18 protein-coding genes and 1 pseudogene are annotated in these 20,036 nt (G+C 63.7%); 12 read left to right on the plus strand and 7 right to left on the minus strand.

Features of this window, described 5'->3' with window-relative positions; all coding sequences use genetic code 11:
* Nucleotides 1-21: 21 nt before the first annotated feature.
* Nucleotides 22-597 (minus strand): hypothetical protein, encoded by a 576-nt coding sequence (locus EAV90_RS17800; RefSeq protein ID WP_129144189.1) that lies wholly within the window; start codon nt 595-597, stop codon nt 22-24.
* A 46-nt stretch (nt 598-643) separates the two neighbouring features.
* Complete coding sequence (locus EAV90_RS17805; protein ID WP_129144190.1) at nt 644-1,168, minus strand: GcrA family cell cycle regulator; 525 nt, start codon at nt 1,166-1,168, stop codon at nt 644-646.
* A 166-nt stretch (nt 1,169-1,334) separates the two neighbouring features.
* Between EAV90_RS17805 and EAV90_RS17810 the strand changes: the two genes are divergently transcribed.
* Together EAV90_RS17810 and EAV90_RS17815 are read left to right on the plus strand one after the other, a co-directional pair.
* The gene (locus EAV90_RS17810) at nt 1,335-1,943 is read left to right on the plus strand and encodes a S24 family peptidase (RefSeq protein WP_024343287.1); all 609 of its coding nucleotides are present in this window, start codon (nt 1,335-1,337) and stop codon (nt 1,941-1,943) included.
* Between the two features lie 114 nt (nt 1,944-2,057).
* On the plus strand, nt 2,058-2,333 hold the full coding sequence (locus tag EAV90_RS17815) for a hypothetical protein (RefSeq protein WP_122402231.1): 276 nt from the start codon (nt 2,058-2,060) through the stop codon (nt 2,331-2,333).
* Nucleotides 2,334-2,371: 38 nt separating this feature from the next.
* On the opposite strand, the gene EAV90_RS17820 is transcribed toward EAV90_RS17815, so the two are convergent.
* Nucleotides 2,372-3,346 (minus strand): quinone oxidoreductase family protein, encoded by a 975-nt coding sequence (locus EAV90_RS17820; RefSeq protein WP_122402230.1) that lies wholly within the window; start codon nt 3,344-3,346, stop codon nt 2,372-2,374.
* A gap of 222 nt (nt 3,347-3,568) precedes the next feature.
* Here EAV90_RS17820 and EAV90_RS17825 point away from each other — a divergent pair, with 222 nt between their 5' ends.
* The 5 genes from EAV90_RS17825 (at nt 3,569) to EAV90_RS17845 (ending at nt 8,379) form a co-directional block, all read left to right on the plus strand.
* Entirely contained in the window at nt 3,569-3,769 is a 201-nt protein-coding gene (locus EAV90_RS17825) for a hypothetical protein (RefSeq protein ID WP_122402229.1), read from the plus strand.
* Nucleotides 3,770-3,914: 145 nt separating this feature from the next.
* Nucleotides 3,915-4,862 (plus strand): AAA family ATPase, encoded by a 948-nt coding sequence (locus tag EAV90_RS17830; RefSeq protein ID WP_164936988.1) that lies wholly within the window; start codon nt 3,915-3,917, stop codon nt 4,860-4,862.
* Nucleotides 4,863-4,867: 5 nt separating this feature from the next.
* Complete coding sequence (locus EAV90_RS17835; RefSeq protein WP_129144191.1) at nt 4,868-6,217, plus strand: vWA domain-containing protein; 1,350 nt, start codon at nt 4,868-4,870, stop codon at nt 6,215-6,217.
* A 415-nt stretch (nt 6,218-6,632) separates the two neighbouring features.
* On the plus strand, nt 6,633-6,854 hold the full coding sequence (locus EAV90_RS17840; protein WP_129144192.1) for a hypothetical protein: 222 nt from the start codon (nt 6,633-6,635) through the stop codon (nt 6,852-6,854).
* A 205-nt stretch (nt 6,855-7,059) separates the two neighbouring features.
* The gene (locus tag EAV90_RS17845) at nt 7,060-8,379 is read left to right on the plus strand and encodes a dicarboxylate/amino acid:cation symporter (RefSeq protein WP_122402226.1); all 1,320 of its coding nucleotides are present in this window, start codon (nt 7,060-7,062) and stop codon (nt 8,377-8,379) included.
* 6 nt (nt 8,380-8,385) lie between these two features.
* Here EAV90_RS17845 and EAV90_RS17850 read toward each other — a convergent pair.
* Both EAV90_RS17850 and EAV90_RS17855 read right to left on the minus strand, forming a co-directional pair.
* Nucleotides 8,386-9,755 (minus strand): annotated as a pseudogene (locus EAV90_RS17850) (hypothetical protein).
* A 97-nt stretch (nt 9,756-9,852) separates the two neighbouring features.
* Entirely contained in the window at nt 9,853-11,127 is a 1,275-nt protein-coding gene (locus EAV90_RS17855; protein WP_129144193.1) for an allantoate amidohydrolase, read from the minus strand.
* A 391-nt stretch (nt 11,128-11,518) separates the two neighbouring features.
* On the opposite strand from EAV90_RS17855, the gene EAV90_RS17860 reads away from it, so the two are divergent.
* Complete coding sequence (locus EAV90_RS17860) at nt 11,519-12,004, plus strand: nucleoside deaminase (RefSeq protein WP_129144210.1); 486 nt, start codon at nt 11,519-11,521, stop codon at nt 12,002-12,004.
* Between the two features lie 77 nt (nt 12,005-12,081).
* Here the strand turns inward: EAV90_RS17860 and EAV90_RS17865 are convergent, their stop codons facing one another.
* The gene (locus EAV90_RS17865; RefSeq protein WP_122402224.1) at nt 12,082-13,185 is read right to left on the minus strand and encodes a hypothetical protein; all 1,104 of its coding nucleotides are present in this window, start codon (nt 13,183-13,185) and stop codon (nt 12,082-12,084) included.
* A 564-nt stretch (nt 13,186-13,749) separates the two neighbouring features.
* On the opposite strand from EAV90_RS17865, the gene EAV90_RS17870 reads away from it, so the two are divergent.
* The 4 genes from EAV90_RS17870 (at nt 13,750) to EAV90_RS17885 (ending at nt 18,453) form a co-directional block, all read left to right on the plus strand.
* Nucleotides 13,750-15,321, plus strand: a complete 1,572-nt coding sequence (locus tag EAV90_RS17870) for an ABC transporter ATP-binding protein (protein ID WP_129144194.1) — start codon at nt 13,750-13,752, stop codon at nt 15,319-15,321.
* Nucleotides 15,305-16,396 carry an ABC transporter permease gene (locus EAV90_RS17875; RefSeq protein WP_129144195.1) on the plus strand — a complete coding sequence of 364 codons (1,092 nt, stop codon included), beginning with the start codon at nt 15,305-15,307 and terminating at the stop codon, nt 16,394-16,396. Before EAV90_RS17870 ends, EAV90_RS17875 begins: the two co-directional genes overlap by 17 nt.
* Nucleotides 16,383-17,300, plus strand: coding sequence for an ABC transporter permease (locus tag EAV90_RS17880; RefSeq protein WP_129144196.1), 918 nt, complete (start codon nt 16,383-16,385; stop codon nt 17,298-17,300). Before EAV90_RS17875 ends, EAV90_RS17880 begins: the two co-directional genes overlap by 14 nt.
* A gap of 76 nt (nt 17,301-17,376) precedes the next feature.
* Nucleotides 17,377-18,453, plus strand: coding sequence for a BMP family ABC transporter substrate-binding protein (locus EAV90_RS17885; RefSeq protein WP_162500568.1), 1,077 nt, complete (start codon nt 17,377-17,379; stop codon nt 18,451-18,453).
* Between the two features lie 110 nt (nt 18,454-18,563).
* Here EAV90_RS17885 and EAV90_RS17890 read toward each other — a convergent pair whose 3' ends face one another.
* Nucleotides 18,564-19,913, minus strand: coding sequence for an 8-oxoguanine deaminase (locus EAV90_RS17890; protein ID WP_164936990.1), 1,350 nt, complete (start codon nt 19,911-19,913; stop codon nt 18,564-18,566).
* Between the last annotated feature and the right edge of the window lie 123 nt (nt 19,914-20,036).

Below are 20,036 nucleotides of genomic sequence, written 5' to 3' on the forward strand. Positions count from 1 at the left end.
AAGGCCGCCGGCGTCGCGCAATCATCTACGCCGGTCCGCTCGCGGCGTTCCCGTCTCCGTCGCGAAGCCGTAGACCAACGCCAGCCGATCCAGGCATTCGCGAAAACGCCGCGCAAAATAATCGTTCCAGCGCTGCGTGCGGACGGCGCGACGTTGCCCGATCTGATCCATGGTCAGACCAAGCACCAGCACGTCGTGCACCAGCGCGGCGCCATCGGTGCCGAGCTCGCGCTCGGCCCGGTTCAGCCGCAGCACCGCCTGTCGCTGGCTCTCGGTGACCGGCTCGCGCGTGCCGGCACCATCGACATATTCGCGCGTCGTATCCACCGCTTGGGGGCCGCGCTCCGCCCGCTCCCAATCGTTCTGGAAGGCGCGGCCGCCGCGGTATTGCGCCTCGTCGATCTGGTGGTGCGCGTGCAGCCGGCCGAGCGGATCGCTACGGATCGAGCGGATGGCCAGGATCTTCTCACCTGAATCGAGCGCGAGCGGATTGTCCACCTCGACCTCCGCCACCTCGGCGTTGAACGGCACCTCCCGGGACCGCCGGTCGTAGATCTGCGCCAGTTTGTAAGATTTGTTGCGTCGGGCACGAGCCACTCGGATTCTCCTTGCAAGTCTGACGATTGAACGGACGGCTGCACCTTCAGGCGGCCGAAACCAACTTCAGCACGACGGGGCCTGCGACACGGGCAGACCCAGCCTCGGAACGGCGGGTCAGGCGGGCATGCGGTGTGCAATAGCTGGAGCTCGGCTGGCGGGGGTGGCCGCAGAAGGTGATCTCCTCTCCGTCCTTGTCGCCGCCATAGGGATAGCGGCAGTCGGTCGGCTCGAGCTCGACCAGTTGGATCAGGCGCGGCTGGACGCCGACGCAACGCAACTTGACCCGCGCCGCAGGCTTCATCGCCGACTTCGGCGGCAGATTCAGGTTCGGCAACGCCGCCCGGCGCGGCGAAAGCAAGCTGGGTTCATCCGGCACGATCGACGGGCTCGTCATCCATTGCGGCACGACGAGCCCGAGCCGCTTGGCGCGGCCGACCACCGCGCTGCGCGTGTAAGCCGTTCCAAACCTTGCGTTAATCTGTCTTCCGATCTCTGCATAAGACATGCCTTTGAGAAAATAGTCGCGAAGCGCGTCGGAATGCTCCGACGGCCAATGGCCCGGTTCCATGCTGCTGTCCTGTGATGCGCCTCCCACCAACGAACGACCGGGAGGCGAAGCACACATTCCGTTATTCCGAATAGGGTGTCAAGCAATAATTCTGATATTCATAATTGCATCAATTCCGAATTTCGGATTATAAGAGGCGAGACGGTGCGCAATCGAGGGAATCACCATGTTGGACGTAGCAATGATCGAGCGGGGCCTGGAGAAGACGGGCAAGAGCAAGGGCGGCCTCGCGGCGGCTATGGGCGTGCGCCCCGGCGCGGTGTCGGAGATCCTCGGCGGCGAGCGCCTGGTGAAGGCCTCGGAGATCATTCCGATCATGGAATATCTCGAGCTCAATCTCGCGCCGATCATGGGCCGCGTCGGAGCCGGCGCGGTGATCGAGCCGGACTATGAACAGGTTCCGCCGGAAGGTCTCGGCGACGTCACGCTGCCCTTCCCCATCATGGAAGAGACGATCGCATTCGAGATCGTGGGCGATTCGATGCTGCCCAAGTACGAAAGCGGCGACGTGATCGTGGTCTACAAGGACCAGCGCCATCCGCTGTCGAGCTTCTACGGCGAAGAGGCGGTGGTCCGGCTCAAGACCGGCGAGCGCTATCTGAAGACCATCGAGCGGGGAAAATCACCCTCTGTCGTCAATCTCACGAGCTTCAACGCCAAGCCGATCGTCGGCGTCAAGCTCGACTGGGTCGGGGAGATCTGCCTGTCCATGCCCAAGGGGCAGCTTGAGCGGCTGCGCGCGAAATCGGCGCGCCCCCGCAAGAAGGGCAAGTAAGGGAGCGCACGGCCTGCGATTTCTTGAATACCGAAATCGCGATTGACAACATTCCGATTTTCAGAAATAAACTATGCCGCGTTCCCGACCACGGGGCGCGGCAGGATCGTTTTCATGCAATATTTCGTCGTGATGATCGATTATGGGCGGCGGGGCCGCGAGGCGGTGGTCGATCCCGAAATCACAAGGCGCGAGGTCGTCTCCCGGATCGCCTCGGGCGAATACCAGAACATCTCGTTCATCCACGAAATCGTCGAGAATGCGGTCGAGGATGTGACCGAGGCCATCCTGAGTGAGGCTGCCTTGCCCCAAATCCCGCCCGAAGATGTCGACCTCCAGGCAATCCGCCTTGATCACACCCGCGATCTGCACAAGCACGATCGGACGTGACGCAAGCTGGGCAGCTCGCGTCACGGCCCGACCGAGCATCAGACCAGGAGAACGGTCGATCCCGTGGTCTTGCGCGCCGCAAGATCGGCATGGGCCTTGGCGGCCTCCTTCAGCGGATAGGTCTGGTGCACCTCGATCTTGACCGCGCCGGACTTGACGACGTCGAACAGTTCGTTCGCCATCGCAACCAGATTTTCGCGCTTGGCGGCGTAGGTGAACAACGTCGGACGCGTAACATAGAGCGAGCCCTTCTGGGCGAGCAGGCCGAGATTGAGCGGCTCCACCGCGCCGGAGGACTGGCCGAACAGTGCGGCGACACCGAGCGGCGCGAGGCAGTCCAGCGACTTCAGGAACGTGTCCTTACCGACGGAGTCGTAAACCACCGGCACTTTCTTGCCACCGGTGATCTCGTCGACCCGCTTCACGAAATCTTCCCGGGTATAGATGATCACATGGTCGCAGCCATGCGCCTTGGCGAGCTTCGCCTTCTCGTCGTTGCTGACCGTGCCGATCACGGTCGCGCCGAGATGCTTGGCCCACTGGCTCAAGATCAGGCCTACACCGCCAGCCGCGGCATGAAGCAGGATGGTATCGCCCGCCTTCACCCGATAAGTCTGTCGGATCAGATATTGCGTGGTGAGCCCCTTGAGCATCATCGCCGCCGCGGTCTTGTCATCGACGCCGTCGGGCAGCTTCAGCAGACGATCGGCGGGAATCAGCCGGGCCTCCGAATAGGCCCCGAGCGGCGAGGCGCCATAAGCGACGCGATCGCCCGGCTTCAGATCAGTGACGCCGGGCCCGACCTCCTCGACGACGCCGGCCGCCTCGCTGCCGAGCCCGCTCGGCAGTTGCGCCGGATAAAGGCCGGAACGGTTATAGATGTCGACGAAATTGAGGCCGACAGCGGTGTGGCGGATGCGCGCTTCGCCGGGTCCAGGCTTGCCGACGCTGACCTCCTCCCAGACCAGGACTTCCGGACCGCCGGTTTTGTGAAAGCGAATGGCATGCGTCATGGGCGTGCTCCCTTATCGTTGAGGTGAAAGTCCGAACACCGGATCGGCCTGTCAAATAGGCATTTGGTCCGCCCGTTACAGTACAGAGCCGTAACAAGAATGTCACAGCGAACGACAAACGGTCGTCGTTCCGTCTCTGTTCGAAAGAGTTGATGAGGGCTCCAGAGCAACCGGAAGTATTTTTTGCGCGGGGTTGATGGTCGCCTGCGAGGGAGAGCCGAGATGCCAGCTTATGTTCAGCATCATCTGGATATCGAGATCGCGCCTGTGATTTGCCCCACCTGCATGGGGTTCCTGCCGATGTATGTGCGCGAGGTCGAGCCGCATTGGAGTCTTGCCAAGATCGACTTCGTCTATGAATGCGCCGATTGCGGAGCCGAGCTTAGACAGACGATCCGCAAGCCGGAGCCGCTGCGGCACTGATCGCGACCGGCGCCCCGCTCGACTATTTGCGCGAAGCGGAAAAAGCGCCTTTCGCGCGGGTCTGAGGTCTCCCAAACGAGGCTTGTTCTTTGCCGGGAACGCAGGCAGAACAAGCCTCAACCAAGACCTTTGGGAGCGCCCATTCGTGGCAGATCAGAAGGCCTCGACCTCGATCGAGGCAGTGGAGAGCGGCCTCGCCGCGCAAGGTTATATCGCGAGCCGGCAAATCGCGACCGCCGTCTATTTGTCGCAGCAAATCGAGAAGCCGATCCTGGTCGAGGGCCCCGCGGGCGTCGGCAAGACCGAGCTTGCCAAGGCCATCGCCGCCTGGCGCGGCATGAAGATGATCCGCCTGCAATGCTACGAGGGCCTCGACGAGGCCAAGGCGCTCTATGAGTGGAAATACGCCAAGCAGCTTCTCTACACGCAGATCCTCAAGGACAAGCTCGGCGAAGTGCTCGGCGGCGCGCAGACGCTGCACGCCGCGCTCGACCAGCTCCATGATTTCGGCGACGTGTTCTTCTCCAAGGAGTTCGTCGAGCCCCGCCCCCTGCTCCAGGCGCTGGAGCAGCCGGGTGGCTGCGTGCTCTTGATCGACGAGATCGACAAGTCGGATGCGGAATTCGAATCGCTGCTGCTGGAGATCTTGTCCGACTTCCAAGTCACGATCCCCGAACTCGGAACCGTCTCGGCCATCACGCCGCCGACCGTGATCCTCACCTCCAATAGCGAGCGCGACCTCGGCGACGCCCTGAAGCGGCGCTGCCTGCATCTGCATATCGGCTTCCCCGAGCAGCGGCTGGAGGAGCGCATCGTCGAAAGCCGCGTACCCGGCATTTCGCAGACGCTGCGCCGGCAGATGGTCGGCTTCATCCACGAGATCCGCTCGCTCGATCTGAAGAAGCTGCCCTCGGTCAGCGAGACCATCGACTGGGCGCGCGTACTTGTGTTGCTCCAGGCCGCCGAGCTCGACACCGAGATCATCAAGGACACGCTCAACGTGCTTCTGAAATACGAAGCCGACATCGAGGCCGCAGCGCCGCAGGTGACGACCTTCATTGCCAAGGCGGCGCGGTCCAACGTCTTCGGTTGACGCCGATGCGCGAGAATCTCCATCGTTTCTTTCGGGCGGCGCGCGGCGTCGGCGTTCACGTCTCGCCTGCCGAAAGCATCGATGCGATGCGCGCTGTCGCGCAGGTCGGCATCTCCGACCGCGCCGTCCTGCGCGACGCGCTGCTCCTGACACTTGCCAAGTCGCGGGACGAGAAGCTCGCGCTCGGCGACTGCTTTGATCTCTTCTTCAGTCAGCCGGAGCCGCGGCAAGACCAGCCCGAAGCCGACAATAACGACACTCCGCAGGACGCGGATCGGACGCCTTCCTCCGGCGCTCCCGAAGGTTTGGGCCCGCTCGCGCAGATGCTGCTATCGCAGGACCGCGATACGATCGCGGCCGCCATCGCCAGCGCCTCCGGGGCGGCCTCCCTTTCCGACATCCGCTACTCCACCCAGCGCGGCATCTTTTCCAGCCGCATCCTCGACGCCATGGGCCTCCAGCGCCTGCGCGACGATCTGGAGGAGCTGACCGCAACCAACCCGGCACAGGCCGAACGTCTACGCGCCGCGCTCGACGCCTTACGCGAAGCCGTGCGCGATACGGTCTCTCAGGGGCTTGCACTCTATGCCCGCGAGGAGGCCGAAAACCTCCGCAACGAGATCCTGCGCAATGCTCCGCTTGCCCGCATCGAGCGGCGCCAAGTCGCCGAGATGCGCGCTCTCATCCGCCAGATCGCGCGCCGGCTGCGCGAGCGCTATTCCAAGCCGCGCAAGCGCCAGCGCCGCGGCCATCTCGACGTTCGGCGCACGCTCCGCCGCAACGCGGCCTGGGGCGGCGTGCCGTTCCTCACGGCATGGAAGCGCAAGCATCGCGACCGGCCGAAGATCGTAGCCCTGTGCGACGTCTCGGGCTCCGTTGCGCAAGTATCCGATTTCTTTCTGCTGCTGATCCACTCTCTGCACGAGGTGGTCGACGATGTCCGCTCCTTCGCCTTCTCCTCGCACCTGATCGAGGTCAGCGAGATCCTGGAATCGAAGTCGCCGGAGGAGGCGATGTCCGAGATCATGTCCAAGGTCGGTTTCGGCTCGTCGGATTATGGCTCTTCGCTGGTCGATTTCGAGAAGGGGTTCATGAGTTCGCTGACGCCGCAGACCACGGTGATCGTGCTCGGCGATGCCCGCAGCAACAATCTCGACCCGCGCGCCGACATTTTGCGCCGGATCGCCGACCGCTCGAAGCGACTGGTCTGGCTCAATCCCGAGGGTCGGCTCGCCTGGGGCTTGGGCGATTCCGAGATGCCGCGCTACGCGACCTTCTGCAGCGTCGTGCGCCAATGCGCCACGGCGCAACAGCTTGAGCGCGCCGTGTCCGATATCGTGGCGACTTATCAGTGAGCAACAATGGCCGCCAGCGTCAGGCGGCGTTCGGCTCGGCCTGCGCGAGATTGCACTCCCGAAAGTGATGGGCGATTTCGTCGAGTGCGCGCTGCTCCCACTCCTGAGCCCGTGCGAGCCAGAATACTATCGATCATCATTTCTGTGCATATTGCGACGCGGAATGGGACACCGACCCTTCCTGTGCACTGCGATAGTTCGCAGCGCAACATCAAGTACAGATCATCAATTAGTGATCGAGAATCGGAACGATGTTCGTGCGCGAACGATCTTAACGCTTGTGGCGCAACGAAGTGCGGCAATTTGTGAAGAGACATTCTAAACGACGCACCGAATTCTCGACTCATTGTCGTCGCATGGTTTTCATGCGGTGCCGCTAACAGGGGCGCGCGACTGGACTATCGCTTGAGGCAAAATGAGCAACGACGTTGACTTCGATCTTTCGCCGGACCAATGGGAAGCTCTGCGCACACTTCGCAATTCGACGTCGAGCGGTCGCCTCTCGAAGGCTTACATGATCGAAAGTCTCGTCAAGCTCGGCCTCGTCGTCATCGATGACGGCGTGCCGGCGATGACCCCCGCGGGACGCAGGGTGCTCGTGCGCGGATCATGCCGGCTGCTGGATCTCGTGGCATGACACGGGCGCACGACGACTGACCGCGGGCCCTGCGGCTCCTCGGCGGCCACACGATGAGTCCCCGCCCCGCGGTGCACCGGTGAAGAGGTGCCGCGCGGCGTCCCCGATATCACGCCTGCGATACTTCCGGGATCTTCGCGACAATCTGGCACGGTTGTTGCTCCTTTTTTGACGCTCAAGACGCGTCAGACCGGGGTAGTCCACCATGTCGACCATCACTGCGGCACCCGCCGCCGAGCCGAAGCCGCTCTATACCTCGCTCTTCGTCCAGGTCCTCGCCGCTCTGGCGCTTGGCGTGATCCTGGGGATGGCGGTTCCGGACTTCGCCGTCGGGCTCAAGATCCTCAGCGACGCCTTCCTGAAGCTGATCTCGATGATCGTGGCGCCGATCGTGTTCTGCGTCGTCGTGCACGGCATTGCCGGCGCGGGTGATCTCAAGAAGGTCGGTCGGGTCGGCGTCAAGGCGCTGGTCTATTTCGAGGTCATGACGACGGTGGCACTCGTCGTCGGCCTGCTGCTCGCCTACATCTTCGGCCCCGGCCACGGCATGAACATCGATCCCTCGACCCTCGATGCCAAGGCGCTCAACACCTATGCCGACAATGCCCACAAGCTGTCCGGCGGCGGCATCGGCGCCTTCCTGATGAACGTGATCCCGACCACCTCCTTCGATGCACTTTCGCGTAACGACGTGCTCCAGGTGCTGTTCTTCGCGGTGCTGTTCGGCGTCGGCCTAGCGCTGGTCGGCGGCGAGAAGGGCGCGCTCATCACCTCCGTCATCGACGCGGCCTCCACCGTGCTGTTCCGCGTCATGGGTCTGATCGTGCGCGTCGCGCCGCTCGGCGTGCTCGGCGCGGTCGCCTACACCGTCGGCAAATACGGCGTCGGCTCGCTGAAGCAGCTCGTGTCTCTGGTACTGCTGTTCTATGTCTCGGTCGGCATCTTCGTGCTCGGCGTGCTGGGTGGGGTGATGGCGCTCGCAGGCATCAACATCCTCAAATTCCTCGCTTACCTGCGCGAGGAGCTGACCATCGTGCTCGCCACCGCATCGTCGGATGCGGTGCTGCCCCAGATCATGAAGAAGCTGGAGCGCATGGGCGTGAAGGACTCCGTCGTCGGTCTGGTCATTCCGACCGGCTATTCCTTCAACCTCGACGCCTTCTCGATCTATCTCACACTTGCGGTCGTCTTCATCGCGCAGGCCACCAACACGCCGTTGTCCTTCGGTGATCTCCTGCTGGTGCTCGGCGTTTCGCTCATCACCTCGAAGGGTGCGCATGGCGTGCCGGGCTCGGCCATCGTGATCCTGGCCGCCACATTGAACGCGGTGCCGAGCATCCCCGCGATCGGCCTTGTGCTGGTGCTGTCGGTCGACTGGTTCATCGGCATGGCCCGTGCGCTCGGCAATCTCGTCGGCAATTGCGTGGCCACGGTCGTGGTCGCGGCCTGGGAAGGCGACCTCGACCGCGCCAAGGCGGCCAAGGTGCTCGAAGGCGGCGAGCTTGTGGACGTCACGGCGGGGTAAGATCGATCAGTCATTCCACTGGAGGAGCGGCGTTCCATACGCCCTCCTCCAGACAGACAGAAAGCGCGGAAACCAGGAGTGGGCCACCGCGCCCTTGTAGGCCCAGGTTCGATACTTCAGACCGTGTTCCGAGATCAGCTCCTGATAGCCGCCGTGGACTTCGGTGGCGGTGCGAATGTCCTTCAATATACCTTGCGCGCAGGCCCGGTAGGTATCGCCCCCCGAGGCCTCATCGAAGTCCAGCATACGATCTGCAAACTCGACATTGAACGTAGGCCAGGACGAACGCCCCTGATAGGCCGGTGCCGCGATCTTGTGGATGATCTTGTTGCGCGGATTATCCGCCGACACCAGGAAGTGGAACGTGCTGGGGATGCGAAAGCGCGGTTCGGCGATGATGAGATCCGCCGTCGCCGCGAACAGCGCGCGCTCGGTGGCATCGTTCATATCCCAGAAGCCGCGATGCACGCTGACGAAATCCAGCGCAACCGACGATACCGGTGAGCTCGCGGGACCATCCAGGGAATGCCTGATATGGCCATCCTTGCCGAATAGGCGGAGCAGGTCGTTCTTGTACTGCGCGAGGTCGCGCCCGAGCAGCCGCTTCAGCTCGTTCTCGTTGACGATCCCGAGCTGCACGCCCCACACGAAGGTCGTGTAGACCGAAGCATTGGTCACGAAGCGCCTGCGTTCGGCGCGGGTGTCTGTTGCAGCGGAGCGAGGTGCGTGGACATCGCAAAGCAAATATCCGGTGCCGTCATCATTGAACGGTTCGAGCTCGCCTGCGAGCTCGAGGATCGCCCGCTTCAGGTCATCGCCATATTCGGCCAGCAACAGGCGGCCTGCATGTGCGCATTGCGACATCGCCAGATAGGACGACGTCCTCTCCTCGGCAGAGATCATCTGCTGGAGGCCGGCGAGAATGCCGAGCAGCGTATCCGAGGGCCGCGAGAAATAGTTCACGCCGAGATACCGGCCGCGGCCCGCCGGCACGAGGGTCGTGGTGACGACGTTGGCGCGAACCGCCTCCAGCAGCAGGCGCACGCTCTTCTCGAGCAGACGTACCCGCCGCACCGCGTCCTGCGAGGACATGATCGTGTTGGGATCGAGCACGTCAGGATAGAACCAGGCGAAGTCGCGGGGATAATAGGCGGAGGCGTGCGGCGCGCCCGTGACGAGGAAGGCCTCGCTCACCGAGAACGCGCTGTCCATCGAATACCGATAGAGGTCCTCGATGGCCGACGATGAATGATGTTTCTCAGGAACCGATCACCGAGGAAATTGACTGCCTGAAGCGCGTTGGCGACAAAAGTCGCAGCCATGCCCTGGTAAAACCGGTTTGCGCGGTGTGACGGCGGAGGAATGTCGCTGTTCATGTGCACTTGGTGTCTCGCGATGCCGGCGATGGCCGGTCACCATGCCAAGCATGATCGATTCGTGTCTCGCCCCGATGACGAACGGCGGTCCGGCTGTTCAGCTCGCTCCGGCGCGGCTGTCCCGCGTCTGAAAATTCTCAATCACTCTGAGCAACACCCGGGCGCCGGCGTCGGCATCGGCGAGTTCGACATGCTCGTCCGGGTGATGGCTGATGCCGCCGCGGCAGCGGACGAAGATCATGCCGACATCGGCAATTTCGATCATCGCCATGCCGTCGTGCCCAGCCCCGCTCGGCAGCTCGAATACGGAAAAGCCTTCGGCTTCGATCGCCTGCGCGATCTGCTCCTTGAGCCACGGCGCGCAAGGCGCGGTGCGGTTCTCATGGGTGACGTCCAGCTGAAGGGCCAGCTGCCGGCGCTTGGCGATCGCCTCGATCTGGCGGACGACGTCGGCCACCGCGCGCTTGCGGTGCATGTCGGTCGGCGCGCGCATATCGATGGTAAAGGATACTTCGCCCGGAATGACGTTGGTCGCACCGGGCCTCGCCTGGACGTAACCGACGGTGCCGACCAGGCCGCCCTCGTCGGTTCGGCAAAACTGCTCGATCGCACCGATGCATTCGGCCGCGCCGGCGAGCGCATCACGGCGCAGCCCCATCGGCACGGTGCCGGCATGACCGGCCATCCCGGTCAGCCGGGCGGCAAGGCGCGTGGCACCGGCAATCGCGGTGACGACGCCCACGGGCAGGTTCTGCGCTTCCAGCACCGGCCCCTGCTCGATGTGCAATTCGAGATAGGCAAGCAGTTCGCGGCGCGCCCGCGCGGCCGCGCCGATATGGTCGGGATCGAGGCCGAACTGCACGAGCGCGTCGCGCATCGACACGCCGTCGCTGTCGCGCGTATTCAGGACGCTCTCGTCAAAAGTGCCGGCCACCGCACGGCTGCCGAGCAAGGTCGACGCGAACCGCACCCCCTCCTCGTCGGCAAAGCCGATCACCTCGATCGCAAACGGCAGGCGCTTGCCGCGACGGTTGAGATCGGCGACGCAGGAGATCGCGGTGATCACACCCAGCGGTCCATCCCATTTGCCGGCATCTCGCACGGTGTCGTAATGCGAGCCGAGCATCAGGCACGGCGCGCCCGGCCGGTCGCCTTCGTAGCGGCCACAGACATTGCCGATTGCGTCGAGACGGGCGCTCATGCCGGCTTCGCGCATCCAGCCAAGGATGAGGTCCGCCGCCTCGCGCAGCTCTTTGGTGAGATAGATGCGGGTGAGATTGTCACCTGTTTCCGAGATCGCCGCCAGATCGTTGATTCGGCGCACGATGGTTTCGCCGAGCGATGCATCTTGAACGGCGTTAACGGCCCCCATCTCGACAAATTTCCTCTTCTCTGGGCCGCGGGAGTTGCTGTCTCGGCGCCAAACGGTACGAGTTCGGTGCCGGCCAAATCACGCACCCGCGCCGGCCTCAACACGCGCGTGATTAGCATGAATGCGAGTATGCGCCAGACTGCCTCGTCCCGGTCGTGCACGAGGGCGGGCCAACGCCTGTATCGGTATCCGGCACTTTTCCATATCAGGATCTTGATGGCCCGCATAATCAATATTTTTCAAGCGGTTATCCGGAAACTGCGCTCGCCAACAACCGTCCGACCGGCTGCTGGTGATGTTCCACGGCAAATTATGTATGAAGCACGGATCAGCGAAGCCGACCTTCATCCTGGTCGGCCGGCGCGCGGCCGGTACTGATCGTGGAGCAGCGATGGACGGCATGTCCGAACGTGACGAACACTTCCTACGCCTGTCCTTCGCGGTCGCCCGCCGCTCGCTCACCCATGGCAACCATCCCTTCGGCTGCATCGTCGTCGCGGCCGAGGGCAAGGTGCTCATCGAGAGCGAGAACGGCTACATGCCGGATCATGACGGCACCGCGCATGCCGAACGGCTCGCGGCCACCCAGGCCTGTCGTACCCTCAGTCGCGAGGTGCTGGCGCAAGCCACGCTTTATTCGTCAGCCGAACCCTGCGCGATGTGTGCGGGCGCGATCTACTGGGCCGGCATCGGCCGCGTCGTTTATGGCCTCAGCGAGGATCGCCTGCGCGCCATCACCGGCAACCATCCGGAGAACCCGACCCTCGACCTGCCGTGTCGCGAGGTCTTTGCCAGCGGGCAGCGGCCGACGGAGGTCGTCGGCCCGCTGCTCGAAAAAGAGGCCGAAGCGCTGCACGACGGCGTCTGGACGAAGTAGCAGCTCATTCAAAAGGAGGTGACGCCGCGAAGGTTTGGCGCGGCGCCATCGTCTTTCACCTGCAGAGCGTCAGGCGGTCAGAACTTCACGGTGATACCCGAGTAGAGCGAGGACTCGGTGCAGGAGCCCGTGCTCACCGTCCGACCACCAACGGCCGTGGTACAGCCGACCGCGAGGTTGTGATCGAGACCGAACTTGTTCTGCCAGTAGCGGTAGGCCACCCAGACGTCCACGAAATGGGAGTACTTGTCACCCCAAGCCGCCTTCGAAGCATCGAAGGTCAGACGGATGGGCTCGGAGTTCAACTCAACCGCCGTGTTGTAGACGCCATTCGCCGGGCTGTAGGGAAGCGGCTGGGTGTCGGTGCCCTTCTTGCCGTACCAGCCGGCGCGGCCACTGATCGAGAAATACTGCATGTTCGGCGGCAGGAAGCCGAGGTCCATGTAGTAGTTGACCTCGACAGCCCAGGTTGGCTTGAACGACGTGTTGCCGTCGGCAAGACACGTGACGCCGGGAACGCCTGGACCGAACAGGCCACACTGGCTGAAGGAATTGTGGTTGGCGAACTCCCAATAGACCAGCGGCGCGACGTTGATGTAGCCCTTGTAAGGCAGATCGAATGCAAACTGCAGACCGCCGACGACGTCGCGCTTGGCAGCGCCGAAATACCGGTTCTCGGTATTGGCATCCATGCCGACCTCGAAGGAGATGTTGTGCAGCGGCCCCGCGGTGAAGGCTTTGGTGTCGAAGAGCTCGTTCCAGCCGAAGGTCGAGCGGAACAGGCCATAGATTTCGGTCGCACCGGCGCAGGACGCCGGCGCACCGAAGATCGTGCCGGCGTTGGTGCATGGCCCGGCCGGATCATTGTGATCCGACTTGAACATGGAGATGGTGAAGAAGTTCGTGCCGTAGGCCCAGAGGTCGAAGTGAGTGAAGGAATAGACCTGCTTGGTGGTCTTGCTGTCGATCGACCCGTCTGGCCGGAATGACCACGCGCCGGGCTGCGACGCATTGAAGATGTATGAGAATGTGACGCGATTATCGATCACCAGGAAGAACGGAAGGTCCGAAGCCTTCTTGGCCGCCTTGACCGGCAGATCCGCCCCCTGAGCTAGGCCGCCGGTGGCCAGCGTAGCGAGCGACAGCGCCGCTGCTGCCACTGCCGTGTAACGAAACGACATCCTGAATACCCCCTCGTTTGACAGGCAAAAATGCACGCCCCCTGTGGGTGCGACACTTGCGCCGATCTCCCAGGGTGAGAAGCCTCAACTTTTCACATGGCGTGCCGCTTGTTTCGGCAGGACGCGACGAACCATGGTCGAGATTGCAGTGGCCACGCACGCAGGGAGCAGCGGAGAAGGACCACTGTTGCCGAACATTCCCTGATTGTTTTTATTCGGATTTTCTGGATCGCGCCCAATGCGATGCCAGGTCCGAGCAGCCGTCGCAACCGCTGCGCTTCGAGCGGTGAACGGACCGACGCGTCATTGCTCAACATGGCGTCAGGTCTGCACAGCGGGTTCCGATTTGGCTTGGACCGTCACAAATTTGCAACAGGCGCCGCTCGCAGGCGCTGTCGCTCCCGGAGTCCAAGTACCATTTGCTGGTCGCTCAGAATCGAAGACGACCGCTGGGCCGATCGCCTGCCGAAGCGTTGAGCAAGGGATGATGCTTTTTCACATCTTACGTCGCGGTTCAAACTGGCCCACTATCGAGGCACTTCACCCATGCAAGCGCATCAGCGAATGTTAGATTCGACGCCCAACGGCCAGCATTCCGGCGATTCCCCGCTCCTGAGGACGATCGGACTCACCAAGCGTTATGGTGATTTCCTCGCCAACGATTCCATCGACATCGACATCTGGCCGAGGGAAATCCACGCCCTGCTCGGCGAGAACGGCGCCGGCAAGTCGACGCTGGTCAAGTCGATCTACGGGCTGATCCAACCCAGCGCCGGCGAGATTCGCTGGCAGGGCCAACGGATCGTGCTGTCCGGTCCGTCCGAAGCACGCAGCCGCGGCATCGGCATGGTGTTCCAGCATTTCTCGCTGTTCGACAATCTCACGGTCGCCGAGAACGTCGCGCTCGGCCTCGACGGCAAGGAATCCTTCAAGGACATGTCGGCCCGGCTGGAGCAGGTATCGAAGACTTACGGTCTACCGCTCGATCCCAAACGAGAGGTCTGGCAACTCTCAGTCGGTGAGCGCCAGCGCATCGAGATCGTCCGCGCTTTGATGCAGGATCCCAAATTCCTGATCCTGGACGAGCCCACCGCGGTGCTGACCCCGCAGGAGGCCGACCAGCTTTTCATCGTGCTGGAGCGGCTCAAGGCCGAAGGCCGTGCTATCCTCTACATCAGCCACAAACTCGAGGAGGTCAAGCGGCTCTGCGACACCGCGACGATCTTGCGCGGCGGCAGGAAAGTCGAGACCTGCAATCCCAGGCTCGAGACCGCTGCCTCGCTCGCGCGGATGATGGTCGGCGGGGAGATCAAGGAAGTGAAGGCCGTATCCGGCCGCAAGACCACTGTGCCGCGGCTCGTCGTCAACGACCTCTCGCTTGCCCCCAGCGAAGCGCATGGCGTGCGGCTCGAGCATATTTCGTTCGAGCTCAAGGGCGGCGAGATCCTCGGCATCGCGGGCGTCGCAGGCAACGGCCAGGAGGAATTGTTCGCCGCGCTCTCCGGCGAGCGCCTCGCGAAGGATCCCGGAACGGTGGTGATCGAAGGCATTGCCGCCGGTCATCTCTCGATCACCCAGCGGCGCAAGCTGGGCGCGGCTTTCGTTCCCGAGGAGCGGCTCGGGCACGGCACCGCACCGCGGATGAGACTGTCGGAGAACGCGTTGCTGACCGGACACGCTGCCAGCGGCATGGTCCACCACGGGTTCATCGACACCGCGGCCACGCTGAAGACAGTTGACCGCGCGACGGAAACCTTCGACGTCCGCAAAGCCAAGCGCGATCCGGAAGCGGCAAGCCTCTCCGGCGGCAACCTGCAGAAGTTCATCGTGGGGCGCGAGATCCTGCGCAATCCGGCGGTGCTGGTTGTGAGCCAGCCGACCTGGGGCGTCGACGCCGGCGCTGCCGCGGTGATCCGCCAGGCGCTGCTCGATCTCGCAAGCGCCGGCGCCGCCGTGCTGGTGACCAGTCAGGATCTCGACGAGCTTGCCGAGATCGCCGACAGCATCGCCGTGATGTTCCATGGCCGGCTCTCGGCCCCGCTCGCGACAAGCGAAGCGACCCGCGAAAAGCTCGGTCTGCTCATGGGTGGCAGCAGCCTGGAACCGAAGGAGGCCGCGCATGCAATTGGTGCTTGAGAAGCGCGCCGAGCGGTCGAACACGATCGCGCTGGTCTCGCCCCTGATTGCGATCGGCCTGACGATCGTCACCATGACCATCCTGTTCGCGATCCTCGGCAAGAATCCGCTGCTTGCGCTCCACGCCTACTTCATCGCGCCCCTGACCGACGGCTATTCGCTCCAGGAGATCGCGGTGAAGGCAACGCCGCTGGTGATGATCGCGATCGGGCTGTCGCTCTGCTATCTCGCCAATGCCTGGAACATCGGCGCCGAAGGGCAATTCCTGATCGGTGCAGTGGCCGGAAGCTGGATCGCGGTGAAGACGCAAGGCACCGACGCCGGCGCTTGGGTGTTGCCGGCGATGCTCGTGCTCGCGGCTGCAGCGGGCGCGCTCTATGCGCTGATCCCGGCGATCTGCAAGGTCAAGTTCGGCGCCAGCGAAATCCTGACCAGCCTGATGCTGGTCTATGTCGCCGACCTCTTCCTCGACTATCTCGTGCGCGGTCCCTGGCGCGATCCGCACGGCTTCAACTTCCCGACCACGGCCGAGTTCGATCCAGTGGCGACAGTGCCGCTGCTGATCGAGGGCGGGCGGCTCCATCTCGGCTCGATCATCGCCCTGCTCGTCGTCGCCGCAGCGGCGATCCTGCTCGGGCGCACCATCAAGGGCTTTGAGATCCGCGTGGTCGGCGCCGCGCCGCGTGCCGCACGGTTCGGCGGCTTCAATGCCAACCAGCTGATCATCCTGACCTTCGCGGTCTCCGGCGCGCTGGCGGGCCTCGCCGGAATCATCGAGGTCGCAGGCCCGGTCGGGCACCTCCAGCCCGGCATTTCGCCGGGCTACGGCTTTACCGCGATCATCGTCGCCTTCCTCGGCCGGCTGAACCCGCTTGGAATATTAATTGCAGGCCTTTTCCTCGCATTGACCTTTATCGGCGGCGAGCAGGCTCAGATCGCGATGAAGATTCCGTTGGACGTCACCAAGGTCTTTCAGGGCATTCTGCTGTTCTACGTGCTCGCCTGCGACTCCCTGATCCTGTACCGCTTCAAGCTAGTCTTCCCAAGCCGACAGGTGACCCGTGGAGCTGGTTGAGGCCATCATCCTCGCGGTGCTCGCCGCGTCGACGCCGCTGCTGATTGCGGCGACCGGCGAGCTCGTGACCGAGCGTTCCGGCGTGCTCAATCTCGGCGTCGAGGGCATGATGATCGTCGGCGCCGCCTGCGGCTTTGCCGGCGCGTGGCTCACCGGATCGATTCTCGTCGGCGCGCTACTCGGCATCGTTGCGGGCACGCTGATGTCGCTCGTCTTCGCGCTGATGGCGCTCGGGCTCGCCGTCAACCAGGTCGCGACCGGTCTCGCACTGACCATCCTCGGCATCGGCCTCTCAGGCCTGATCGGCGCCGGCTTCGTCGGCGAGCGCATCACGCCGGCCGTGCACCTCCATATTCCCGGCCTGACCGACATTCCGGTGATCGGCCGTGTGCTGTTCGGCGAGGACGGCTTCGTCTATTTCTCGGTCGCACTGATCGTCGGCGTCTGGTGGTTCCTGTACCGCACGCGGGCGGGATTGATCCTACGCGCCTGCGGGGACAATCACGTCTCCGCGCATGCACTCGGCTATCCCGTGCTGCGCATCCGCACCTTCGCGGTGATGTTCGGCGGCGCCTGCGCGGGTCTTGCCGGGGCCTATCTGCCGCTCGCCTATACGCCGTTCTTTATCCCCGGCATGACCGCGGGGCGCGGCTGGATCGCGCTGGCGCTTGTCGTGTTCTCGTCCTGGCGGCCGGGCCGGCTCGTGGTCGGCGCCTATCTCTTCGGTGCTGTGACGATCCTGCAATTGCATGCGCAGGGCTGGGGCGTCGGCATTCCCTCGCAATTCATGTCGGCGCTGCCTTACCTCGCGACCGTCATCGTCCTGGTCTTGCTCTCCCGTGCGCGCACCGGCGGCTCGACCGCGCCGGCCGCGCTCGGCACGGTGTTCGTTCCCGATCGCTGAATTTCGTTTCCGCGGCGTGCGCGATGGGGCGCGCGCGTTGCGGATCGTGGCTTTCCCCTGATGTTGGAGATTGATGATGAGGAAATCACTTCTTGCATTGGCTGTCGGGCTCTTGCTTGCCGGTAGCGTCGGTGCAGCCTCCGCCGCGGACAAGCTGAAGGTCGGTTTCATTTATTTGGGCCCGATCGGAGATCTCGGCTGGACTTATCAGCACGACCTCGCGCGTCAGGCGCTGGTGAAGGAATTGGGCGACAAGATCGAGACCACTTACCTCGAGAACGTGCCCGAAGGTCCCGACGCCGAGCGCTCGATCGAACAGCTCGTCCGCGCGGGCAACAAGCTGATCTTCACCACGTCGTTCGGCTACATGGATCCGACGCTGAAGGTCGCCAAGAAATATCCGAACGTGCATTTCGAGCACGCCACCGGCTACAAGCGCAATCCGAACATGTCGACCTATTCGGCCAAATGGTATCAGGGCCGCTACATCCAGGGCCTGATCGCGGCCAAGATGTCGAAATCGGGCGTGCTCGGCTATATCGGCTCGTTCCCGATTCCCGAGGTCGTCTCCGGCATCAACGCCACGATGCTTGCGGCGCAGACCATCAACCCGAACATCAAGGTCAAGATCATCTGGGCCAATACCTGGTTCGACCCGGGCAAGGAGGCCGACGCCGCCAAGGCGCTGATCGACCAGGGCGCCGACGTCATCATGCAGCACACGGACTCGCCAGCGGCGATGCAGATCGCGAGCGAACGCGGCAAACTCGCCTTCGGCCAGGACTCCGAGATGATCAAGTTCGGGCCCAAGACCCAGCTCACCTCGATCCTCGATACCTGGGCCCCCTACTACATCGAGCGCGTCAAGGCCGAGCTCGCCGGCACCTGGAAGTCCGAGGACACCTGGGGCGGCCTCGACAGCCACATGTTCGCGATGGCGCCTTATACCAACATGCCTGACGATGTGAAAAAGATGGCCGAGGATGCCCAGGCCGCGATCACCGCGGGCAAGCTGCATCCGTTCAAATGCCCGATCGTTGGGCAGGACGGCAAGCCGGTCGAGTGCAAGGGCGGCGATCACCTCGATGACGGCCAGATCCTCGGCATGAACTTCTACGTGAAAGGCATCGACGACAAGCTGCCGGGCAAGTAGCACGCTTCTTGCATCGCCTAAATCACCTGCTCCTCCCGGAGGAGGTTCGGAGGGGGTGGCCAGAAGCACCCGGCACTTGTGGCTGCCCCCTCTTTCTATCTGGCCCCCGATTATCCCTCCTGCATGGCCCGCGCCGCGGAACTATGGCGGCGGATGAGGTCTGCGACATCGAGACCCGGGATCGCGCCATCGATCACCGCCCATTTTCCAGCCACCATCACCCGATCGGCGCGATGCGCCCCGCACAGCACCAGGGCGGCCAGGGGATCGCCGTGGCCGGAGAAGCGCAGTTCATCGAGCTTGAACAGCGCGAGGTCCGCCGCCTTGCCGATCGCGATCTCGCCGAGCTCCGGACGGCCGACGCAGGCTGCCGAGCCCTTGGTCGCCCAGCGCAGCGCATCGCTGTGGCTGACCCTCGTCACGCCATAGCGCGCCCGTTGCAGCAGGAACGCGGCCCGCACCTCCTGCATCAGGTTGGAACCGTCGTTGGAGGCCGAGCCGTCGACACCAATGCCGATCCCAACGCCGGCCTCTTCCATATCGCATACCGGGCAACAACCGGACGCCAGCAGCTGGTTGCTGCACGCGCAATGGCTGACGGTCGTGCCGGCCTTGCCGAGCCGTCTCATCTCGTCCGGATTGAAGAAGATTCCGTGAGCGAGCCAGGTGCGCGCGTTGAGCCAGCCGCATTGCTCGAGATAATCCAGCGGGCGGCAGCCATACATCTGCTCGCAGAACCTGTTCTCGTCCTCGGTTTCGGCGAGATGGGTATGCAGGCGCACGTCGAGCTTGTCGGCGAGATCGGCGGTGGCCCGCATCAGCGACGTCGTCACCGAGAAAGGTGAGCACGGCGCGAGCGCGATCTGCACCATCGCGTCCGCGCCGCGCTGGTGGTGCTTGGCGACCACGCGGGCACTGTCGGCAAGGATGGTTTCCTCGTCCTGCACGACGCTGTCGGGCGGCAGGCCGCCATCGCGCTGCGACAGGTTCATCGAGCCGCGCGTGAGCAACACCCTTAGCCCGAGGCGCTTCGCCACCGCCACCTCGATATCGACGGCGTCTTCGAGTCCGGCCGGGAATACATAGTGGTGATCGGTCGTGGTGGTGCAGCCGGAGAGCAGCAGCTCGGACATCGCCACGGTGACGCCGAGCTCGAGCGCTTCCGGCGTCAGCCTCGCCCAAACCGGATAGAGCGCCTGAAGCCAGGGGAACAGCTCGCGGCCCATCGCGGCCGGCAGCGCCCGCGTCAGCGTCTGATAGAAATGATGATGGGTGTTGATCAGGCCCGGCAGCACCACGTGTTCGCCCGCGTCGAACACCGCGACGTCAGCGGTTGCGGGCACACCGCCGGCCGGCACCAGCTCGACGATCCGGCCGTCCTTCACCACGATGCCGCGCTCGGCACGGTCGGCGAGGATGGCCAGGGGATCCCTGATCCATGTCGGCCTTGTGTCACTCATGATCCTGCTTCTCCTCACACCCGCTGACGGCAGGCCTGCAAGGCGGAGGACGACCGCGTCCCTGCTCCGACTTGTTGTTGCCACTTGTTGTTGCCACTTGGCTCCCGTCTTGCAACACTTTCT

The sequence above is a fragment of the Bradyrhizobium vignae genome (assembly GCF_004114425.1).
Taxonomy (GTDB): Bacteria; Pseudomonadota; Alphaproteobacteria; order Rhizobiales; family Xanthobacteraceae; genus Bradyrhizobium; species Bradyrhizobium vignae.